The sequence below is a fragment of the Ruegeria sp. C2 genome (assembly GCF_056537765.1).
This window is the reverse complement of record NZ_JBQFRZ010000003.1, coordinates 363,708-379,896: the sequence shown is the minus strand read 5'-3', so window position 1 is coordinate 379,896 and position 16,189 is coordinate 363,708. Positions and strand designations below refer to the sequence as shown.

Sequence of the window (16,189 nt, the reverse complement as noted above, 5' to 3'; positions counted from 1 at the left end):
TCTACGCCTTTTGGGTGCAGTCGGGGCAGATTCCCTCAGCTTCTACAACTGTGCGTTCGATCTCGAAACCCGCCGCGCGTGCTGCAGCGCCCAATGCTCCCTTCGCGGGCGCAGATTGTGCTTCGGCGACGGCATCGCATTTTCTGCAGATCATGAAAGCAGGCGAATGTGTCGCGCCTGGATGAGAGCAGGCGACAAATGCGTTCAAACGTTCAACCTTGTGAACGAACCCGTTCTGGACAAGAAAATCGAGCGCGCGATACGCCACGGGCGGTTGCGATCCAAAGCCTTCATCGCGCAGGCGATCCAGAATTGCATAAGCTCCAAGCGCGCGGTGTTCCTGCAACAGCATCTCAAGAACTTTGCGCCGAACCGGGGTCAGGCGCAGCCCTTCTTCCTTGCATCGAGTTTCCGCTGTGGTCAGTGCGGTCTCAACGCAATTTTTGTGGTCATGTTCCTGGAACCCGACCGGAGCCGTATCTTCGGTCGAAACAGGGTGCGTCTCACTTGTCATGTTATTCCATATCATGTATGCCGCTCTTAATGTTATAAAATCACACAGAGGGTCTGATGTCCAGAAAGCTTCTTTCACTATCGATCACAACCGCATTGATGGGCGGGACGGCCATGGCAGAGGTGCCCAACGTTGCAGTAGATATTGCGCCGGTGCACTCGCTGGTCGCCCGGGTCATGGAAGGTGTCGGAGCGCCCGATCTGATCATGCAGCCTGGTGCCTCTCCGCATGAATACAATCTGCGACCTTCGGAAGCTGCCGCCTTGCAAGAGGCTGATATCGTTTTCTGGATTGGTGAAGACCTGACCCCATGGATGGAAGGCGCGTTGGAAACACTTGCCGACGGCGCGACTGTTACATCTCTGCTTGAGGCGGACGGCACCGTACTTCTCGAATTCCGCGAGAACGCATTGTTCGAGGCACACGAAGACCACGATGACCATGGGCATGACGAGCACGCCGAACAAGAGGAACATGATGACCACGATCATGACGATCATGGTGATGAGCATGCTGAAGGCGAAGAGCATGACGAGCACGAAAATGAACATGCGGACGAGCACGAAGGTCACGCAGAACATGATGGCGATGATCACGATGGCCATGCACACGGCGAAAATGACCCGCATGCTTGGCTGTCCCCTGCAAACGCTGAAATCTGGTTGAACGTGATTGCATCACAACTGTCGTCGACAGATCCTGACAATGCCGGCACTTACTTTGCCAACGCCGCAGCTGCGCGCGAGGAAATGGCGGCTCTGTCTGCCGAGATCGCTGCAACACTTGAACCGGTTCGCGGTAGCAACTTTATCGTTTTCCACGACGCTTATCAGTATTTTGAAGATGCGTTTGACTTCCCCGCCGCCGGCGCAATCTCAATCGGTGACGCTTCGGACCCAAGCCCGGCCCGTATCGCAGAGATTCAAACCCGTCTCAAAAATGAAGGTATCGACTGCGTTTTGGCCGAACCGCAGTTCAACCCCGGAATTGTTTCAACCGTTCTGGAAGGAACCGAAGCCAATACCGGTGTCATTGACCCGCTTGGTTCTGACCTCGAACCCGGAGCTTTGCTCTACCCACAGGTCATCCGCAATATGGCCCAGACATTGGCCGATTGCCTGTAACTTCAGGCCCGGCGGTGTCTGAAACATCCGCCGGGCCGCATACCATTAGGGGCATCGTGGGATCCCAGCGTCCAAGTGCTGGTTACTATAGAGGCGCGAAGCCCCGTTACTCGGCGGCTATTGCCTGTGCCTCGTCGACGTGCTCATTAAATTTTGTCCACTTCAGATCTCTGCGGTAGCGCCAGGCCAGTTTGCCCTCGTTATCCATGGCAATCAGGTGAAGCCAGCCATTGTCGAACAGTTCGCGTACGCCGGGATGACGTGCCAGAATGTCTGACATTGCCTCTCGCGGGGCTTCGATGATGACAGACAGGCGCAACGGATCGTGTTGGTATACAGCGCCATCGTGGACGGACTGCCACGGCAACCCAGAACGCGGAGAGCCTGTGTTGCCCTCTAGAACTCCGATACCGCCAACTACGTTGTGCAGCAGTTTGTTACCACCTCCGAACAGGCTCGGGGCAACGGTCGAGCCATAATACTGCAAGCTGATCCAGCTGGCGACGACAACCGGTGCAGTCATTATCAACTCCAGCACATTGAATTCATCATCCCGTCGCCAATCGTAGTTGTGCAGGAACGCTTTGCCGGACAGATCCACTCCATCCGTGCGGTTGCGCGGAGCTGCGACGAAGGCACGGCATCCTGCAAGACCCCATTCCGGACGTGTCTCGGCCCAGTCCCGCGCCCGCTTTAGAATTCTATCGGCGCCATCAGCGCGGGGCAGACGGTGCATCCGCTCTGCACGGGCGAGGTTTCCCGCTGCATCCAGCCATGTTTTCAAAAGCGCGAGTTTGTCGGTCGGTACTCCAGCAGGCAGGTCCAGTTCGTACACCGCAACCTCATCTGTGGTTGTGTTATGTAACGCCGGCAGAAAGACTGTGTCAGAAGGGATGTCGACGCCATGGTCACGCAGACCAAGCTTCACGTCAGGCTCGTTCAATAGTGCCGCCAGAAGACGGGCATTCACATCCCCGGCATAGCCACCGCATGCACCGCACTGTAACGCACTTTGATGCGGGTTGTTGGTAACGTCGGCGCCATGACCGGCCAGCATCACAATCGGTGCGAAGCCCTTTGTAAGCGACATCGCCGACAACACGGATTTCGCCAGTTCAACCCGAGTTTTCAAGTCGATGGATGGGTCCAGCTGTGGTGCCGGGTCAGCTTTCGCTTTACTCCCCAAACCTAGCGAGTCTCGTATCAGTTTTCCGGCATAGAGGGGGCCGGTTGCTTCGACGAAGGCAAATGACGAGACGGCGGCCAATTTGAACCGTCCCCAGGCGCGTTTGGCCCGAGCGGTATAGCGACGGCTTAGATCAGCTTTCTCTGACTCCGCCGCGCAGGATGACATGCCAGCTTGTAAAAGAACCGGACCGCGTAGTTCGGTCACATCAGAACCTGCCGCTTTGTGTGCGCTGGCAAGGCCGAAGAACCCAGCGAACCCAATCGTTTCTATCTTGGCATCCTGCGCTTCAAAGGCCCGACGAAAAACCTCTGAGCGGACATCGATGCAAAAGGCCGCCTGCACCTCGGGGCGGCCCTGTGCATTACGTGGTTTCCCACCAAGCAGAGTTTTTGCAAGCAGGCGCTGCTGTGCCCGCTCGGATGCATCCTGCAGCACAGCATCGATCACAAGCTCTTTCGACGGCGTGACCGGGGTTCGGTGTGCTGCAATAACTTCAGCCCAACGCCCGGCAATCTGTTCTTCGTAGAAATTAAATAACGCCTCGTCGAAGACCATACGTACAGCCAGCAGCTCGGTCACCGTGCTGTCACTCGCACCTTCAAGTTCAGCTTGCCACAGGAAATAACGCCCGTACTGAGCCCATCCGCCGAGCGTCATCAGCCAGCGGTGAAAAGCGGTCTTCGCGGCACCCATATCAACGCTAAGCCGTTCCGAGGCCCGGCCGATGGCGCGCCAGTGCGAGCGATTTGTATCGGTCACGAAAGCGCAGAAACCGGACAACCCATGGATCTCGGGCGTCAGATCCCGCGATGCAAATTCACGCCATGAATGAAAGGTGCCTCTCGTGTTGGCCTGCGGCCAGAACGTTTGGCCCTGATCAAAATGGCTGGCCGCCCATGCGCCGATGCGGTCGTCAATCAAACCCGGCCAATCGAAACCCGAGACTTCCGCTGCCAGCTCAGCGACTGTCGGCAAGGCTTGGGCGTCATCTGTCTCGACCTCCAAAGCTTCCCAAATGTCCTGCAAGTTGGGCGCATTGAATTGATCCTCGACCGCAGTGACGGCATCACTCAGATCCGTCTTGGGGATGTCACCAGCCTTCAGCAGCGCAGCCCAATGTGACCGTGGAGGCATTATGCGGGCGCCACCCGTCCGTGCCAGGCGCGCGGCAGCGACGGCCAGTGGTTCGCCTGTCTGACCCAAGAAGGGATTCACCGCTACATTTGCCGACAGTGGGAAAAGCGGTGGGATTGCTTTTGCGGCATCGTTGGCTTCGGTCACAAGTTCCAGCAGCGCGGCGGGGTAAACTTCTAGTTTTGCAAACATGGACTCTGTTCCTTTCAGGCTACCGACCGCCTGGACCAACCGTCCAGAAGCTTGTCGAAAACCGCATTGGCATAAAGGCCGTTGGCCAGGTGGACGCGAAGACCGGCAGCAGCTGGATGCGTGGCCCATAACGGGAAGGTGGCCTGGGCCACGGCGACGCCGCCAAAACTTACAAGCGCCAGTATGATAAGCGCCCATTCCAGCGGGCCGGGGTAGGGGGGCTGCGGCAATGTACCAGCTGTCAGTTGCTGTGCGATGGCTTGCAGCAGGAAGTAACTGACTGAGGTGACAAGGGCGAAAATGGCGGTGCGTTGCATCAGTTCGCGCGGGGCCGAGTCTGCAAATCCTTGCGCCAGCAAGTAGGCGACACCAAAGATCAGGATTACACCAAGGGCGATGATCTGGATCGACTTGCCGTCAAATCCGATGACCGTACCGACAAGGCCATAGATCACGATTGCAAAGATGAACGCCTGCAAAACGTTCCGTGCACTTGGCACTGCAGTCGGTCCCGGGCGACGGATCGCAGCGACGTTGCGCACAGCCTCACCGGAACTTAGGAAGGCATGCGCCTTGTAGAGCGAATGCGCCACGATATGCAGCAGAGCCAGCGGGAACAGCGCAAGGCCGCATTGCATGACCATGAAGCCCATCTGAGCAATGGTCGACCACGCGAGCGAAGTTTTGACCGCCGACTGGGTCAGCATAACCAATCCGCCAAACAGCGCGGTAAACCCGCCCAGCATAACAAGCAGCGCCATCACCCCCGGGGCAACTAGCATGACATCTGCAAACCGGATCAGCAGGAACCCACCAGCGTTGATGACACCTGCGTGTAGAAGTGCGGAGACTGGCGTCGGAGCCTCCATCACCTCGGTCAGCCAGCCGTGTAGCGGGAATTGCGCAGATGCCAAGACGGCCGCGATGGCAATCAAAAGCGCCGCGGTCATTGACATCCAATTCGCCTCAACCATCGCAAGGATGGTTTCGACATCGCTTGTCCCGGTCGCGGCAATCAAGAGAACAAAAGCAGCAGCCAATGTGCCTTCGCTTAGACGTGCAACAACGGCTTTCTTACGTGCTGCACGTCGCGCTGTCTTGCGTTCGGGATAAAACAACAGCAGCCGTTTCAGTGGCAGGCTGATTGCCACCCACGCTGCAAAAAGATGAAAGAGATTGCCTGACATGACCAAAAGCATAACTGCGGCCAAAGTCGCTGCCATCCAGCTTGTGAACGCGCCCTGATGCTGTTCCCCGTCCATATATGTCTTGGAATAGCGCAGTACGATCCAGCCAATAAAGCTGACAAGCACGAGCATGATCGAACTCACCGCGTCAAGGCGTATGGACAAACCGAACCCCATGAACCCGATCAGAGCAGATGTGCCGGGACCTTTTACAACCAGCAACGCAACAGTCAGAGTCGCAATTGCAAAGGCCACAAATGCGGCCACCTCTGTTAGTATCGGCACCGTCCCGGGCCGCTTCCCTGGATGTTGTGCTGCGTGAATTGCAGCCGCAATCAGCACCAGAGGGCTGAGCAGGGGAAAAAAAAGATAAACCATGATCGCGTTCCTTCAGTTCTCGAGGCCAGAAGCCGTTGGGACTGACTAGGGCAGCTATTCTAACAATAAAAATTCATTGTTATTTTAATATCGTTCGATATTTTAGAACGTAATGCCATTGAATTATCATCATCTCCGGTATTTTTGGGCTGTCGCCCATGACGGGAATCTGACCCGAACTGCGCAGCGGTTAAACCTGTCGCAGTCAGCGCTTTCGGTTCAAATCAAGCAATTGGAAGAACGCCTTGACCATGCGCTGTTCGAGCGTCGCGGACGGCAGTTACATCTGACCGAGGCTGGCCGTATCGCACTGGATCATGCAGATGCAATTTTCTCGACTGGGCAGGAACTTGTCGCAACGTTGAGTAGCACCGTGCAGGACCGAAAAGCCCTGCGTGTCGGTGCGCTTGCAACCTTGTCGCGCAATTTTCAGGTCGGGTTTCTCAGGCCCATTCTCTCGCGCATCGACGTCGAGGTCATCCTGCGCTCTGGCAGCCCGACCGAATTGCTCGAGGGGTTGGAAACGTTGAACCTGGACATGGTCCTGATGAACCGCCCACCGCCGGACGACAGTCTGACACCCTATGAAACACACCATATCGGAGAACAAGCGGTCAGCATCGTCGGAACCCCGGAGCGATTGAAACAGGACCGCCCGATCAAAGAGCTTCTGAACAATCAGCCCTTCATTTTGCCGACAACCGACAGCAGCGTGCGCACTGCATTCGATGCATTGGCCAGCCGCCTGTCCGTCCGGCCTCAGATCGCTGCAGAAGTAGATGACATGGCGATGATGCGCCTGTTAGCGCGCGAGGATATCGGGCTTGCTCTGGTCGCACCAATCGTAGTGACGGATGAGCTTAATTCAGGTCGCCTCAAGGAAGCAGCCGACCATCCACGCATCAAGGAAACCTTTTACGCCATAACATTAAGGCGTCGGTTTCCGAACCCCTTGGTCCAGGACCTTCTGGAACAGAATTCCGTGTCTTCGTTTCTGGCCTGAGGGCGCAGAAAAACACAGGAACGTCTTGGTATTTTCATCAATTGTCGTGGCTTGAGAAGGCGTGATGTCCCAAGTGTCTTCCTAGTCGCGACACATTACGTCGAGCATCGATGAGTTGAGGCCGTCCAGCACGATCCTGATTTTCGCTTCTGGAGGATACTGTTTGCAGGTCGCGCAGCGGCTGCCCTTTACGGCCTTCTCACCATCGCTCTGCTTGGTTCCGAGTTTCTTTCTCATCGCCACTCCTTGGCGGTTACGATGAGCCAGAAACCTTCTCTTATCAAATCGACCTAAACTGCTTCATTGGCGCTGACGGCAGACACGGTTCTTGATACTCTAGTGGTCATAAGCACTCACAACTATTTGCCTCCGCTGCTTCGCTTGGTCTGCGAATCCCTAGAGCAGCTGACTTCAGCTTCGTTAGTAAAGGCTGCTCATAGAAGCCGATTCATAACTCGAAGTGAGGAAAGGCAATGGAACCTGAATTAAGTGCCGAGGACTGTGTACGGCCTGCACGTTGAATTCCAGGCGATCAACTCCGCAAGCCGACAATGAGGATAAAGCGAGGATAGAATCTAAAAGTAGTTGACATAACAAATTGAAATTATCGGTCGGAATGAGAGGATTCGAACCTCCGACCGCTGCCTCGCGAAGATCCGTGTAAATGGCCAAGTCGTTGATTTTAGGTCATAGGAGCGCTGTTTTTCAGGCGGATCTACCAATCCAACCAGCTCTGCCTCGGTTCGACAGGTTCATTGAACCAAGGAGAACTGTCTACTATCGCGCGCTCCTTACTGTTCTTGTAGCAGGCGCTGTATCTTTGGCATCCGGCTCAGGCTGGCTTTGATCCGGGAGCGCCACTTGGGGCCACGAGAGAGAGCATCTTCGTAGGCGTCCTGCAACTCATCGGGCCGATCTTCAGCAAGCACGTCAATCAGGAACGCTGCCTGACGCCGATCTTTCTCAGCCTTGAGGCTTTCTTCGCCGAGACGACGATCTGCAACGATCAGCTTGTGGATGGCATAACGTTCGGGCTGCGGGATCTGCACCAATACGCCACTACGATAAGTGACAGCAGCTTTGATCGGTTCCGCGATCAGGTAGTTCAAATGGTGCAGCCCTTGTGCATCCACACCCAAGGCAGGCAGTTCGCGCACACTTTCATCCTCACCGAAGGATGGCGTGAGAAACTCTACGAGTGTATCGCCGCGTGTCTGTTTCCAGCGCCAGGTGCGACCAGCCTTGAGACTGGGCTGCGGAGCGAAGTCGAAATCGCCGAACACATTCTCAAGTGGTGGGAATGCGGCATCCTCCAGCACCAGTGACAATCTGGAGAAGCTAGCGATGTCGATGTCATCGGTGTGAGCCGTCATATCCATGTCGAAACGGACACCCAAGGTACCTTCGTAGAGGCGAAAGGCGTGGGTGCCCACAATGGTGCCTCCGAGACGAAACACACCGGACGCCGCCATCGCCGAAAGCATGCTGCCTGTCGCTGCATCCAAGCCTAGAAAACCTTCAGCCCTGAGAAGCCGCACGAGGCGTGTCCGGCTACGGCGTCGCTCTTCCTGGCGAGTCTTCAAAGCCTCGTGCTGCTCCAACCTTCCCTGCAACTCTTCGCTATCCTCACCGATGTAGCGCTTCTTGACATCAGAGCCGATGCGGTAAGTGTCATACCAGTAGGTCCTACCGTTTCGTTCGACACGCGTGGGGATGCCGCGGATGTCCGAAACAGCATCGTCCTGCAAGGATCGCAGAAGGTCGTGATAGGCAGCATGCGCTATGGATGAGTGGTGCGTGAACATCTTTATCCCCGCTGTGTTCAACAGATTCCATTTTTGTTGAACATGCCTGATGTTCAACAAAAAATAAAGGTGTTGAACATCCCGCGTTTCCTTCCGCACATCCCCAACCTTAGTATCGCTAAAGAGAAGACATGCAGTTTGCGCTGGAACAGGCGATTGGCCGGGCAGCAGCTGAGGCGGTTGTGGAAGTATTTGGCGAACCCGTTAATAGAAACGAAATTGGCTGACTCTAGGCGATCCGTGAGGCCTCAAACAATACCGATCCCAGGATAATCAGCAGGTCACACGCAGCGATCAACGCGACTTTCGGGAGGTGGTGAATTTCATGTCTGACCATGAGGAAGACCTAACACCCAACGAGCGCGCCTGAGCGAGTTCAGATCAACCTTCGTAGGGGTGAAGGGTAGAGAAAGGGGTGCGCTATTGTTCCTATGACTGTGAGCTTGCGCGCTGCGCTTGTGGAGGCGCCAAAGGCCGCGTTGTCCGACTATGTAATTGAATGGGCAGGTGGCCGGGTGAAGCCCATCAAGAAGAGCTTCAAAGCGACGGCGGTCGCTGCTGGGTTGCTTGATGTCTCGCCTCACGTGCTCCAGCACGCGGCCGCTGCCCATATGGCCGAGGCAGGCATTCCGAAGGAGGAGATAGCCCAGTTTCTCAGCGACTCAGACTCGCGGATCACCGCGCCCGTCTATGCTCGCTACAGCCCGGAACACCTGAGTAAAACTGCCAGCGCCCTGGAGTTCGACTAACGCTCAGGCTCAACGAACCTCAGATCACTGTCTTGAAAACATCAAAGGCGCCCAGAGGCGCCTTGTTTTATTGGTCGGAGTGAGAGGATTCGAACCTCCGACCCCTGCCTCCCGAAGACAGTGCTCTACCAGGCTGAGCTACACTCCGACCGTGGCGGGTGATCTATACCCGAGGGTTTGGATGTGCAAGAGGGTTTTTTAGTGATCAACCCCGTCTACACAGCACAGTTTGAATGTTAGTGAAGGGTTGACCTGCGCTCCATCGGGATGACGGATTCTGGGTTAGATATGCGTTATTGGCTTTGTTGGCTCGCATGAATGATGAACGGCAGTTGCATTGCAGCAAGGTGTATAGAGCTCAGTATTGAGTCCGGCATTGAGTACTGCGAAGCCCCTTGAATGTTGATCCATCCACGGTTCGGCAGCTTATTCAAGAACGTGCAGATTTAACTCTTTTCTTGGGGATCGTCTTCCTCCCTTGGCAATCAGGATATTTTCTCTGATAGGTTTGAAAGGATTTAGGGCGAGATAGAAACTCGCCTTCTAGAAGTCGAAACTCACAACGCAATTTATCTTTCGCTTACATTCATCCAAGTCGTTTTCAACTCGGTATATTTGTCGAGCGCATGGAGCGACTTGTCCCGACCGATGCCGGATTCCTTGAAGCCGCCGAACGGTGTGGTCATGTCATCGCAATCATAGCAATTAACGTATACAAGACCTGCGCGAATGCTCTTGGACACTTTATGCGCCGTCGCAAGATCGTCAGTCCAGACCGCTGAGGCCAAACCGTAGCAGCTGTCATTGGCCACCTTGATCGCCTCGTCCACAGTATCAACCGGGATTACAGTCAGCATGGGACCGAAGATTTCTTCCTGTGCAATATGCATGTCGTTAGTAGCATTATCGAAGATTGTCGGTTCGATATAGCAACCGCCAGTTTCGCGGTTGACACGCTTGCCGCCGATGACCAAATCGGCACCGTCGTTGCGCGCGTGGTCTACGAATTCCATGACGCGATCTGTGTGACGTTCATCCACCAGTGCACCCATGTTGGTTTGGGGATCCAGCGGGTTGCCGGGGACATAGGTTTTGGCAATCTCAATCAATGTCTCGACAACCTGATCATGGATTGCGCGTTCGACGACAAGGCGGCTTGGGCAGGTGCACATTTCACCTTGGTTGAAGAAGGCCGAATGGACCGAGGTTGTCGCGGCATGTTCTGTATCGCGATAGCTCGACAGGATGATATTCGGGCTTTTGCCGCCCAGTTCTAGGCCCAAACGTTTGAGGTTGGACTGGGCCGAGTATTCCATGAAATACTTACCAACTTGGGTCGAACCGGTGAAGAACAGACCGTCCACATCCATATGCAGACCCAAGGCGCGCCCAACCTCTGGGCCGTTGCTGGTGACGACATTGAAGACACCCGGAGGAATGCCTGCTTCAAGCGCCAGTTCGGCTAAGCGGATAGCGGAGAGCGAGGATTGTTCGGCGGGTTTTAGAATGACCGAGTTACCGGTCGCTAAGGCCGGTGCGACCTTCCAGGCGGCCATGAGCATTGGAAAGTTCCAGGGCACGACAGCCGCTACCACGCCCAGCGGTTCCTTGGTGATCGTGGCGAATGTGCCTGGGGCGGTGGGGGCAACCTCGTCATAAATTTTGTCGATGGCCTCTGCGTACCAGTCGAAGCAGTTCGACACGGCACGTACGTCTATTGAGGTGCTGTCCGAGATCGGTTTGCCCATGTCGAGAGTTTCCAAAAGGGCGAGTTCGTCGCGATGGGCGCGGATCAGATCGGCGAGGCGGCGGAGCACAAGTTTACGGTCTGCCGGGGCCTGCCTTGACCAGCGCCCGTCTTCGAAGGCAGCGCGGGCGACCTTGACGGCGCGGTTGACGTCTTCTTCGCCACCGCAGGCCACATCGGCAAGGTGTCGGCCGTCCACTGGGCTGATGGAGGCGAAGGTCTTTCCAGAGGCCGCACTGACGAAGTCGCCGTCGATCAGCATTTGTGAGCGGATATCAAGGGTGGCTGCTTTATTCTGCCAGTCGGTAAAGGTCAGTTCGGTCATGGCGCGTCCTCTGCAGCAAAATAGATATCGCATCTTATTAAATGATATCACAAAAAGTCAACTGAGTGTGAAAGTTGTACCCAAGATCGCGAATCTTGGACAAAAAACAGCAGCAGGGCGCCGTATATGACGCCCTGGAAAAACTGGTTAGGGGGAGATTGGCCTAGGCTTCGCCCGCCATTTGGGTCAGAAGCCTCCGCCCGTTGCGACTCATGCCTTCGCGGATATCGCTTTCGGTGGCGACAACTAGCGCGGCCGCATCGCGAGTCCTGAGCGCTGCGAGGATCTCTTTGTGGCGATCGACAAGGTAGTATTCCTTAAGCTGCTCGATGACCTGCCGTTGGAACGGTCCGAGCTGGAGCCAGACACTTTCGATCACCGGCATAGAGACTTGGTTGGGGTTGACCGTATAGAGCGTGCGATGGAATTCCTGATTCAGGATCGTCAGGCCGTCCAGGTTGTTCTCCTCGATCTCTGCATCCATCGCATCATCGATTGAGCGCATTCTATCTATAATGATATCAGATATATAAGGGAGCGCACGTTCTGCGGAATGCACTTCGAGGGCAACGCGCAGCGCCACGAGTTCCTCGAAACGGCCAAGTGTCATACGAGGTACGGTCATGCGCCGATTCTGCATGACTTCGATGGCATGTTCCGAACTCAGACGCCGAACAGCTTCGCGAATTGGGGTGGGGCTGAGCTTCAGGGCTTCGGCCAATCCGCGCATCGTCAAGGTGGTTCCGGGGCGAATCGCGCCGATCATGATCGAATGGCGCAGGCGTTCATACACATATTCCTGGGTGGTCAGATCTTTGTCTGAGCCGAATTCAGGGATGATCAAATTCTGATCCTTTGGCATGTGCTTACCCGAGTGGAAGTTTCGTTATTTGTGACAGTATTCGAAAAAAAATAATTGACTCAAGTGCAAAATGGCATCTAAAGATTATAAAAGGTATCACAAAATAAGATACGATATCACGACGGAGGAAAAGATGACCAAGGCAGACTTAACCAAATGGCTGGATGACAAGCCTGAGATCGAGTCGATCTTTGCCTGCGTGAGCGATCTGAACGGGACATTGCGCGGTAAACGCGTGCCAGTTGAACAGGCAGGTAAGGTTGTCGAGGGCGGCATGCGGATGCCGCTTTCGGTGGTTGGTGTCGACGTCTGGGGCGAGGATATCGAGAATAGCGAATTGGTTTTCGAGACTGGTGACTCGGACGGTCTGTGCGATTTCACCGGGCGCGAGTTGCTGCCGATCACCTGGTCAGAGCGCCCCACCGCCATGGCGATGCTGTGGATGCGCCGGGAAGACGGCACGCCCTTCACTGGCGATCCGCGTCGCGCATTGGGGGGTGTTGTTGACCGGTTCAAGGCGCGTGGTCTGACCCCTGTGGTAGCGACTGAGTTGGAATTCTATCTCTGCGATCCGTCGGGTGATCGCCCCGAGCCCCCGCGTTCGCCGGTAACCGGCAAGCGGCTGGATTCTGATGGCGTGCTGTCGCTTGATGAGTTGGAGCATTTCGATGGCTTTCTGAATGACGTCTATGATGCCTGCGCCCAGCAGGGTATTCCGGCGGATGCGGCGATCTCCGAAAACGGCGCGGGCCAGTTTGAAATCAACCTGATGCATTTGGACGATCCGCTGCGTGCTGCTGACGATGCGGTGCTGTTCAAGCGTCTGGTCCGGGGTTTAGCCCGCAAGCATGGCTTCGCGGCATCGTTCATGGCCAAGCCCTACGGCGACCGCGCCGGAAGCGGTTTCCACGTGCATTTCTCGCTGCTTGATGAACAGGGCAATAACGTTTTCGACAACGGCGGAGAAGAAGGCACCGAAACGATGCTGAGCGCCGTGGCGGGCCTTTTGGCGACGATGCAGGAAAACACCCTGACCTTCGCGCCGCATGCCAATTCCTATCGTCGCCTTCTGCCGGGCGCGCATGCACCGACTGGTGTGGCCTGGGGTTATGAAAACCGTACCGCCGCGATCCGTATCCCGGGTGGCAGTCACAAGGCGCGGCGGATCGAGCACCGGGTCGCCGGGGCCGACGCCAACCCCTACCTTGTTTTGACCAGTATTTTGGGCGGCGCCCTGATAGGGATCGAACGCAAGATGACCCCTGCGCCGGCCATCGTAGGTGATGCCTACAACCAGGATATTGAGCAACTGCCGCTGGATTGGGCTACCGCGATCGAAGCGTTTCAGAAAGGCGGACACGTCGCCGAGATCTTCTCATCCCGGCTTCAGACCATGTTTGTCGAATGCAAACAGCAAGAACTCAGGAAATTCTCCCGCCAAGTAACCGACTTTGAATACCACTCTTACCTGGAGGTCGTGTGATGAACGCCATGACGAATTCCTATGCCGGAGACGGCCGGCACACAACGAGCTACTATGCCGCCTCGGCCAATCCGTCGCCGAAGCGTGCCGAGTTGCAGGGTAACAACGAGATTGATGTTTGTATCATTGGCGCGGGATATAGCGGTCTGTCCACCGGGCTGCACCTTGTCGAAAAAGGCTACAAAGTTGCCATCGTTGAGGGCGCTCGTGTGGGTTGGGGCGCATCGGGGCGCAATGGCGGTCAGATCGTTAACGGGTTGAATGCCAGCCTTCAGACGATCAAGAAACGCTATGGTCAGGACACCGCGACCTTTGTTGCCGGTCTCGTGCAAGAGGGTGGCGAGATCATCCGTGAACGGATCAAGACGTATGAAATCGACTGCGACCTGAAAGAAAAGAACATCTTCACCGGTCTGACCAAGGCGCATATGCGCGAGTTGGAAGAGCGGATGAACCTCTGGGCCAGTTACGGCATCAAAAACCAGGAGATGCTCGACAAGAACCAGCTGCGCGAGCACATCAATTCCGACCTCTACGAAGGTGGCCTGATCGACCATTCGGGCGGCCACATGCACCCGCTGAACCTCGCGCTTGGTGAAGCGGCGGCGTTCGAAAAGCTGGGCGGTACGATCTATGAAATGTCACCGGTGACGGACGTAGGCACTGATGCGGCCAAGCCTGTGATCAAGACAGCCAAAGGCACGATAACCTGTAAGACGCTGGTTCTGTGCGGTAACGCCTATCTGGGACATGTCGTTCCCACACTGACCTGGCGCGTTATGCCGGTGTCGACCCAGGTGATGGCGACCGAACCGCTGGGTGAAGAGCTCGCGCATTCGTTGCTGCCGCAGGACGCCTGTGTTGAAGATATCCGCTACATCCTCGACTACTACCGCCTGTCGGGTGACAAGCGCATGCTGTTTGGCGGTGGCACCGTTTACGGTGGCAGCGATCCAAGCAATATCGAGGCCAAGCTGCGCCGCAACATGGACAAGGTTTTCCCGCAGCTCAAAGGCGTCAAGATCGACTATGCCTGGAGCGGTAACTTTGCCCTCTCGTTCAGCCGCGTACCCCAAATGGGTCGAATCGGGCAGAACACCTACTTCGCCCACGGCTATAGCGGACACGGCGTGACCGGCAGCCACACATTCGGGCGTATCCTGTCCGAAGCCATCGACGGCGATCTGACCCGTTTCGACGTGTTCGAGAAGGTGCCGTGGTATCCTTTCCCAGGCGGTCGGATGTTCCGCGTACCGTACTCGATGGTTGGATCGTGGTGGTACGCCGCACGCGACAAACTGGGCGTCTGATTTTCCAACTCAAGTCTCAAAATCTTCAAAATCCAAAGGGAGGATTCCATGAAAAACCTTGCAATCTTTTGTTCGACACTGGCCCTGACCGCAGGCGCGGCCATGGCCGAGGGTGAGTTGAACGTCTACAACTGGTCGGACTACATCGCCGAGGACACCATCGCCAATTTTGAGGCCGAAACCGGAATCAAAGTGAACTACGATGTGTTCGACAGCAACGAAGTGCTGGAAGCCAAGATGCTGACCGGTGCCAGCGGCTATGATGTTGTTGTGCCTTCGATCGAATTCATGGCGCGCCAAGCGCAGGCTGGTGTATTTGCCGAAATCGATAAAGGCGCGCTTAGCAACTATGGGAACTTGGACCAGGGTATCCTGGACGTGATCGCGGTCAACGACCCCGATAACAAATACGGCGTGCCCTACATGATGTTCACCACGGGTCTTGGCTATAACGTCGACAAGGTGAAGGAACGCATCGACGAGGGCAAGATTGGCAGCTGGGACATGATCTTTGATCCCGAAACCGCCGGTAAGCTGGCCGATTGCGGTATTGCCGTCCTGGACAGCCCCTCCGAGATCATGGCGCCCGCGCTAAACTATCTGGGTCTGGACCCCAACTCGGAAGACAAGGGTGATCTGGAGAAAGCGACCGAGTTGTTGATGGCGGTGCGACCGCACATCCGTTACTTTCATTCGTCGCAATACATCAACGACCTTGCCAATGGCGATATCTGTGTCTCGGTCGGCTATTCGGGCGACGTTCTACAAGCGCGCGACCGTGCCGCCGAAGCAGGACAGGGCATCAACGTGGCCTATGCCATCCCGGCTGAGGGTGGTCAGGTCGGTTTTGACATGCTGGCGGTGCCCGACGATGCACCGAACCCGGAAAACGCACTGAAGTTCATAAACTACATCCTTGAACCGCAGGTTGCAGCCGCGATTACCAACTATGTCTACTATGCCAATCCCAACACGGCCGCGACCGAGTTCGTTGTGGAAGAGGTGGCCAGTGATCCGGGCATCTATCCTCCCGCTGATGTCGCAGCGAACCTGTTTTCGCTCAAGCCGCACAGCTCGCGCTATGACCGGTCGCTGACCCGCGCCTGGACCACAATCAAGACCGGACAATAACCCGGCAAACATTGCCGGAACCCGACACGCGGGTTCCGGTCCGATGCAATTCACTC

At 56.0% G+C, this 16,189-nt stretch carries 13 protein-coding genes and 1 tRNA gene; 6 read left to right on the top strand and 8 right to left on the bottom strand.

The genetic code is table 11. From position 1 onward, the window contains the following. Nucleotide 1: 1 nt before the first annotated feature. Nucleotides 2-514, bottom strand: coding sequence for a Fur family transcriptional regulator (locus tag ACR0IV_RS13955; RefSeq protein ID WP_480471976.1), 513 nt, complete (start codon nt 512-514; stop codon nt 2-4). Nucleotides 515-570: 56 nt separating this feature from the next. Here ACR0IV_RS13955 and ACR0IV_RS13950 point away from each other — a divergent pair, with 56 nt between their 5' ends. Continuing rightward, nucleotides 571-1,638, top strand: coding sequence for a zinc ABC transporter substrate-binding protein (locus ACR0IV_RS13950; protein WP_480658625.1), 1,068 nt, complete (start codon nt 571-573; stop codon nt 1,636-1,638). Nucleotides 1,639-1,744: 106 nt separating this feature from the next. Here the strand turns inward: ACR0IV_RS13950 and ACR0IV_RS13945 are convergent, their stop codons facing one another. Further along, nucleotides 1,745-4,153, bottom strand: coding sequence for a YbcC family protein (locus ACR0IV_RS13945; RefSeq protein WP_480658626.1), 2,409 nt, complete (start codon nt 4,151-4,153; stop codon nt 1,745-1,747). 14 nt (nt 4,154-4,167) lie between these two features. Beyond that, nucleotides 4,168-5,718, bottom strand: a complete 1,551-nt coding sequence (locus ACR0IV_RS13940; protein ID WP_480658627.1) for an NADH-quinone oxidoreductase subunit L — start codon at nt 5,716-5,718, stop codon at nt 4,168-4,170. Nucleotides 5,719-5,830: 112 nt separating this feature from the next. On the opposite strand from ACR0IV_RS13940, the gene ACR0IV_RS13935 reads away from it, so the two are divergent. Further along, the gene (locus tag ACR0IV_RS13935) at nt 5,831-6,721 is read left to right on the top strand and encodes a LysR family transcriptional regulator (protein ID WP_480658628.1); all 891 of its coding nucleotides are present in this window, start codon (nt 5,831-5,833) and stop codon (nt 6,719-6,721) included. Nucleotides 6,722-6,802: 81 nt separating this feature from the next. Here the strand turns inward: ACR0IV_RS13935 and ACR0IV_RS13930 are convergent, their stop codons facing one another. After that, complete coding sequence (locus ACR0IV_RS13930; RefSeq protein WP_480658629.1) at nt 6,803-6,958, bottom strand: hypothetical protein; 156 nt, start codon at nt 6,956-6,958, stop codon at nt 6,803-6,805. Between the two features lie 554 nt (nt 6,959-7,512). Beyond that, a complete protein-coding gene (locus ACR0IV_RS13925) occupies nt 7,513-8,526 on the bottom strand; it encodes a nucleotidyltransferase family protein (protein ID WP_480658630.1) in 1,014 nt (337 codons plus the stop codon). 443 nt (nt 8,527-8,969) lie between these two features. Between ACR0IV_RS13925 and ACR0IV_RS13920 the strand changes: the two genes are divergently transcribed. Beyond that, complete coding sequence (locus tag ACR0IV_RS13920) at nt 8,970-9,275, top strand: tyrosine-type recombinase/integrase (RefSeq protein ID WP_480734338.1); 306 nt, start codon at nt 8,970-8,972, stop codon at nt 9,273-9,275. Between the two features lie 71 nt (nt 9,276-9,346). Here ACR0IV_RS13920 and ACR0IV_RS13915 read toward each other — a convergent pair. The 3 genes from ACR0IV_RS13915 to ACR0IV_RS13905 all read right to left on the bottom strand — a co-directional run bounded on the left by ACR0IV_RS13915 (nt 9,347) and on the right by ACR0IV_RS13905 (nt 12,209). Further along, nucleotides 9,347-9,423, bottom strand: a tRNA-Pro gene (locus ACR0IV_RS13915). 421 nt (nt 9,424-9,844) lie between these two features. Beyond that, nucleotides 9,845-11,347 (bottom strand): aldehyde dehydrogenase, encoded by a 1,503-nt coding sequence (locus ACR0IV_RS13910; RefSeq protein ID WP_480658634.1) that lies wholly within the window; start codon nt 11,345-11,347, stop codon nt 9,845-9,847. Between the two features lie 163 nt (nt 11,348-11,510). Continuing rightward, complete coding sequence (locus ACR0IV_RS13905; protein ID WP_480658635.1) at nt 11,511-12,209, bottom strand: GntR family transcriptional regulator; 699 nt, start codon at nt 12,207-12,209, stop codon at nt 11,511-11,513. Nucleotides 12,210-12,342: 133 nt separating this feature from the next. Between ACR0IV_RS13905 and ACR0IV_RS13900 the strand changes: the two genes are divergently transcribed. The 3 genes from ACR0IV_RS13900 to ACR0IV_RS13890 are packed head-to-tail and all read left to right on the top strand — an operon-like array spanning nt 12,343 to nt 16,133. Then, on the top strand, nt 12,343-13,692 hold the full coding sequence (locus tag ACR0IV_RS13900) for a glutamine synthetase family protein (protein WP_480658636.1): 1,350 nt from the start codon (nt 12,343-12,345) through the stop codon (nt 13,690-13,692). Next, entirely contained in the window at nt 13,692-15,002 is a 1,311-nt protein-coding gene (locus tag ACR0IV_RS13895; RefSeq protein WP_480658638.1) for an NAD(P)/FAD-dependent oxidoreductase, read from the top strand. The genes ACR0IV_RS13900 and ACR0IV_RS13895 overlap by 1 nt, the downstream gene beginning before the upstream one ends. Before the next feature lie 48 nt (nt 15,003-15,050). Then, entirely contained in the window at nt 15,051-16,133 is a 1,083-nt protein-coding gene (locus ACR0IV_RS13890; RefSeq protein WP_480472783.1) for a polyamine ABC transporter substrate-binding protein, read from the top strand. Nucleotides 16,134-16,189: the final 56 nt, after the last annotated feature.

Excerpts from the sequence above, each read along its gene's own strand:
- ACR0IV_RS13910 (WP_480658634.1), bottom strand. The coding sequence starts at position 11,347 with ATGACCGAACTGACCTTTACCGACTGGCAGAATAAAGCAGCCACCCTT.
- ACR0IV_RS13940 (WP_480658627.1), bottom strand. The coding sequence starts at position 5,718 with ATGGTTTATCTTTTTTTTCCCCTGCTCAGCCCTCTGGTGCTGATTGCG.
- ACR0IV_RS13930 (WP_480658629.1), bottom strand. The coding sequence starts at position 6,958 with ATGAGAAAGAAACTCGGAACCAAGCAGAGCGATGGTGAGAAGGCCGTA.
- ACR0IV_RS13900 (WP_480658636.1), top strand. The coding sequence starts at position 12,343 with ATGACCAAGGCAGACTTAACCAAATGGCTGGATGACAAGCCTGAGATC.
- ACR0IV_RS13895 (WP_480658638.1), top strand. The coding sequence starts at position 13,692 with ATGAACGCCATGACGAATTCCTATGCCGGAGACGGCCGGCACACAACG.
- ACR0IV_RS13925 (WP_480658630.1), bottom strand. The coding sequence starts at position 8,526 with ATGTTCACGCACCACTCATCCATAGCGCATGCTGCCTATCACGACCTT.
- ACR0IV_RS13945 (WP_480658626.1), bottom strand. The coding sequence starts at position 4,153 with ATGTTTGCAAAACTAGAAGTTTACCCCGCCGCGCTGCTGGAACTTGTG.
- ACR0IV_RS13890 (WP_480472783.1), top strand. The coding sequence starts at position 15,051 with ATGAAAAACCTTGCAATCTTTTGTTCGACACTGGCCCTGACCGCAGGC.
- ACR0IV_RS13905 (WP_480658635.1), bottom strand. The coding sequence starts at position 12,209 with ATGCCAAAGGATCAGAATTTGATCATCCCTGAATTCGGCTCAGACAAA.
- ACR0IV_RS13950 (WP_480658625.1), top strand. The coding sequence starts at position 571 with ATGTCCAGAAAGCTTCTTTCACTATCGATCACAACCGCATTGATGGGC.
- ACR0IV_RS13955 (WP_480471976.1), bottom strand. The coding sequence starts at position 514 with ATGACAAGTGAGACGCACCCTGTTTCGACCGAAGATACGGCTCCGGTC.
- ACR0IV_RS13935 (WP_480658628.1), top strand. The coding sequence starts at position 5,831 with ATGCCATTGAATTATCATCATCTCCGGTATTTTTGGGCTGTCGCCCAT.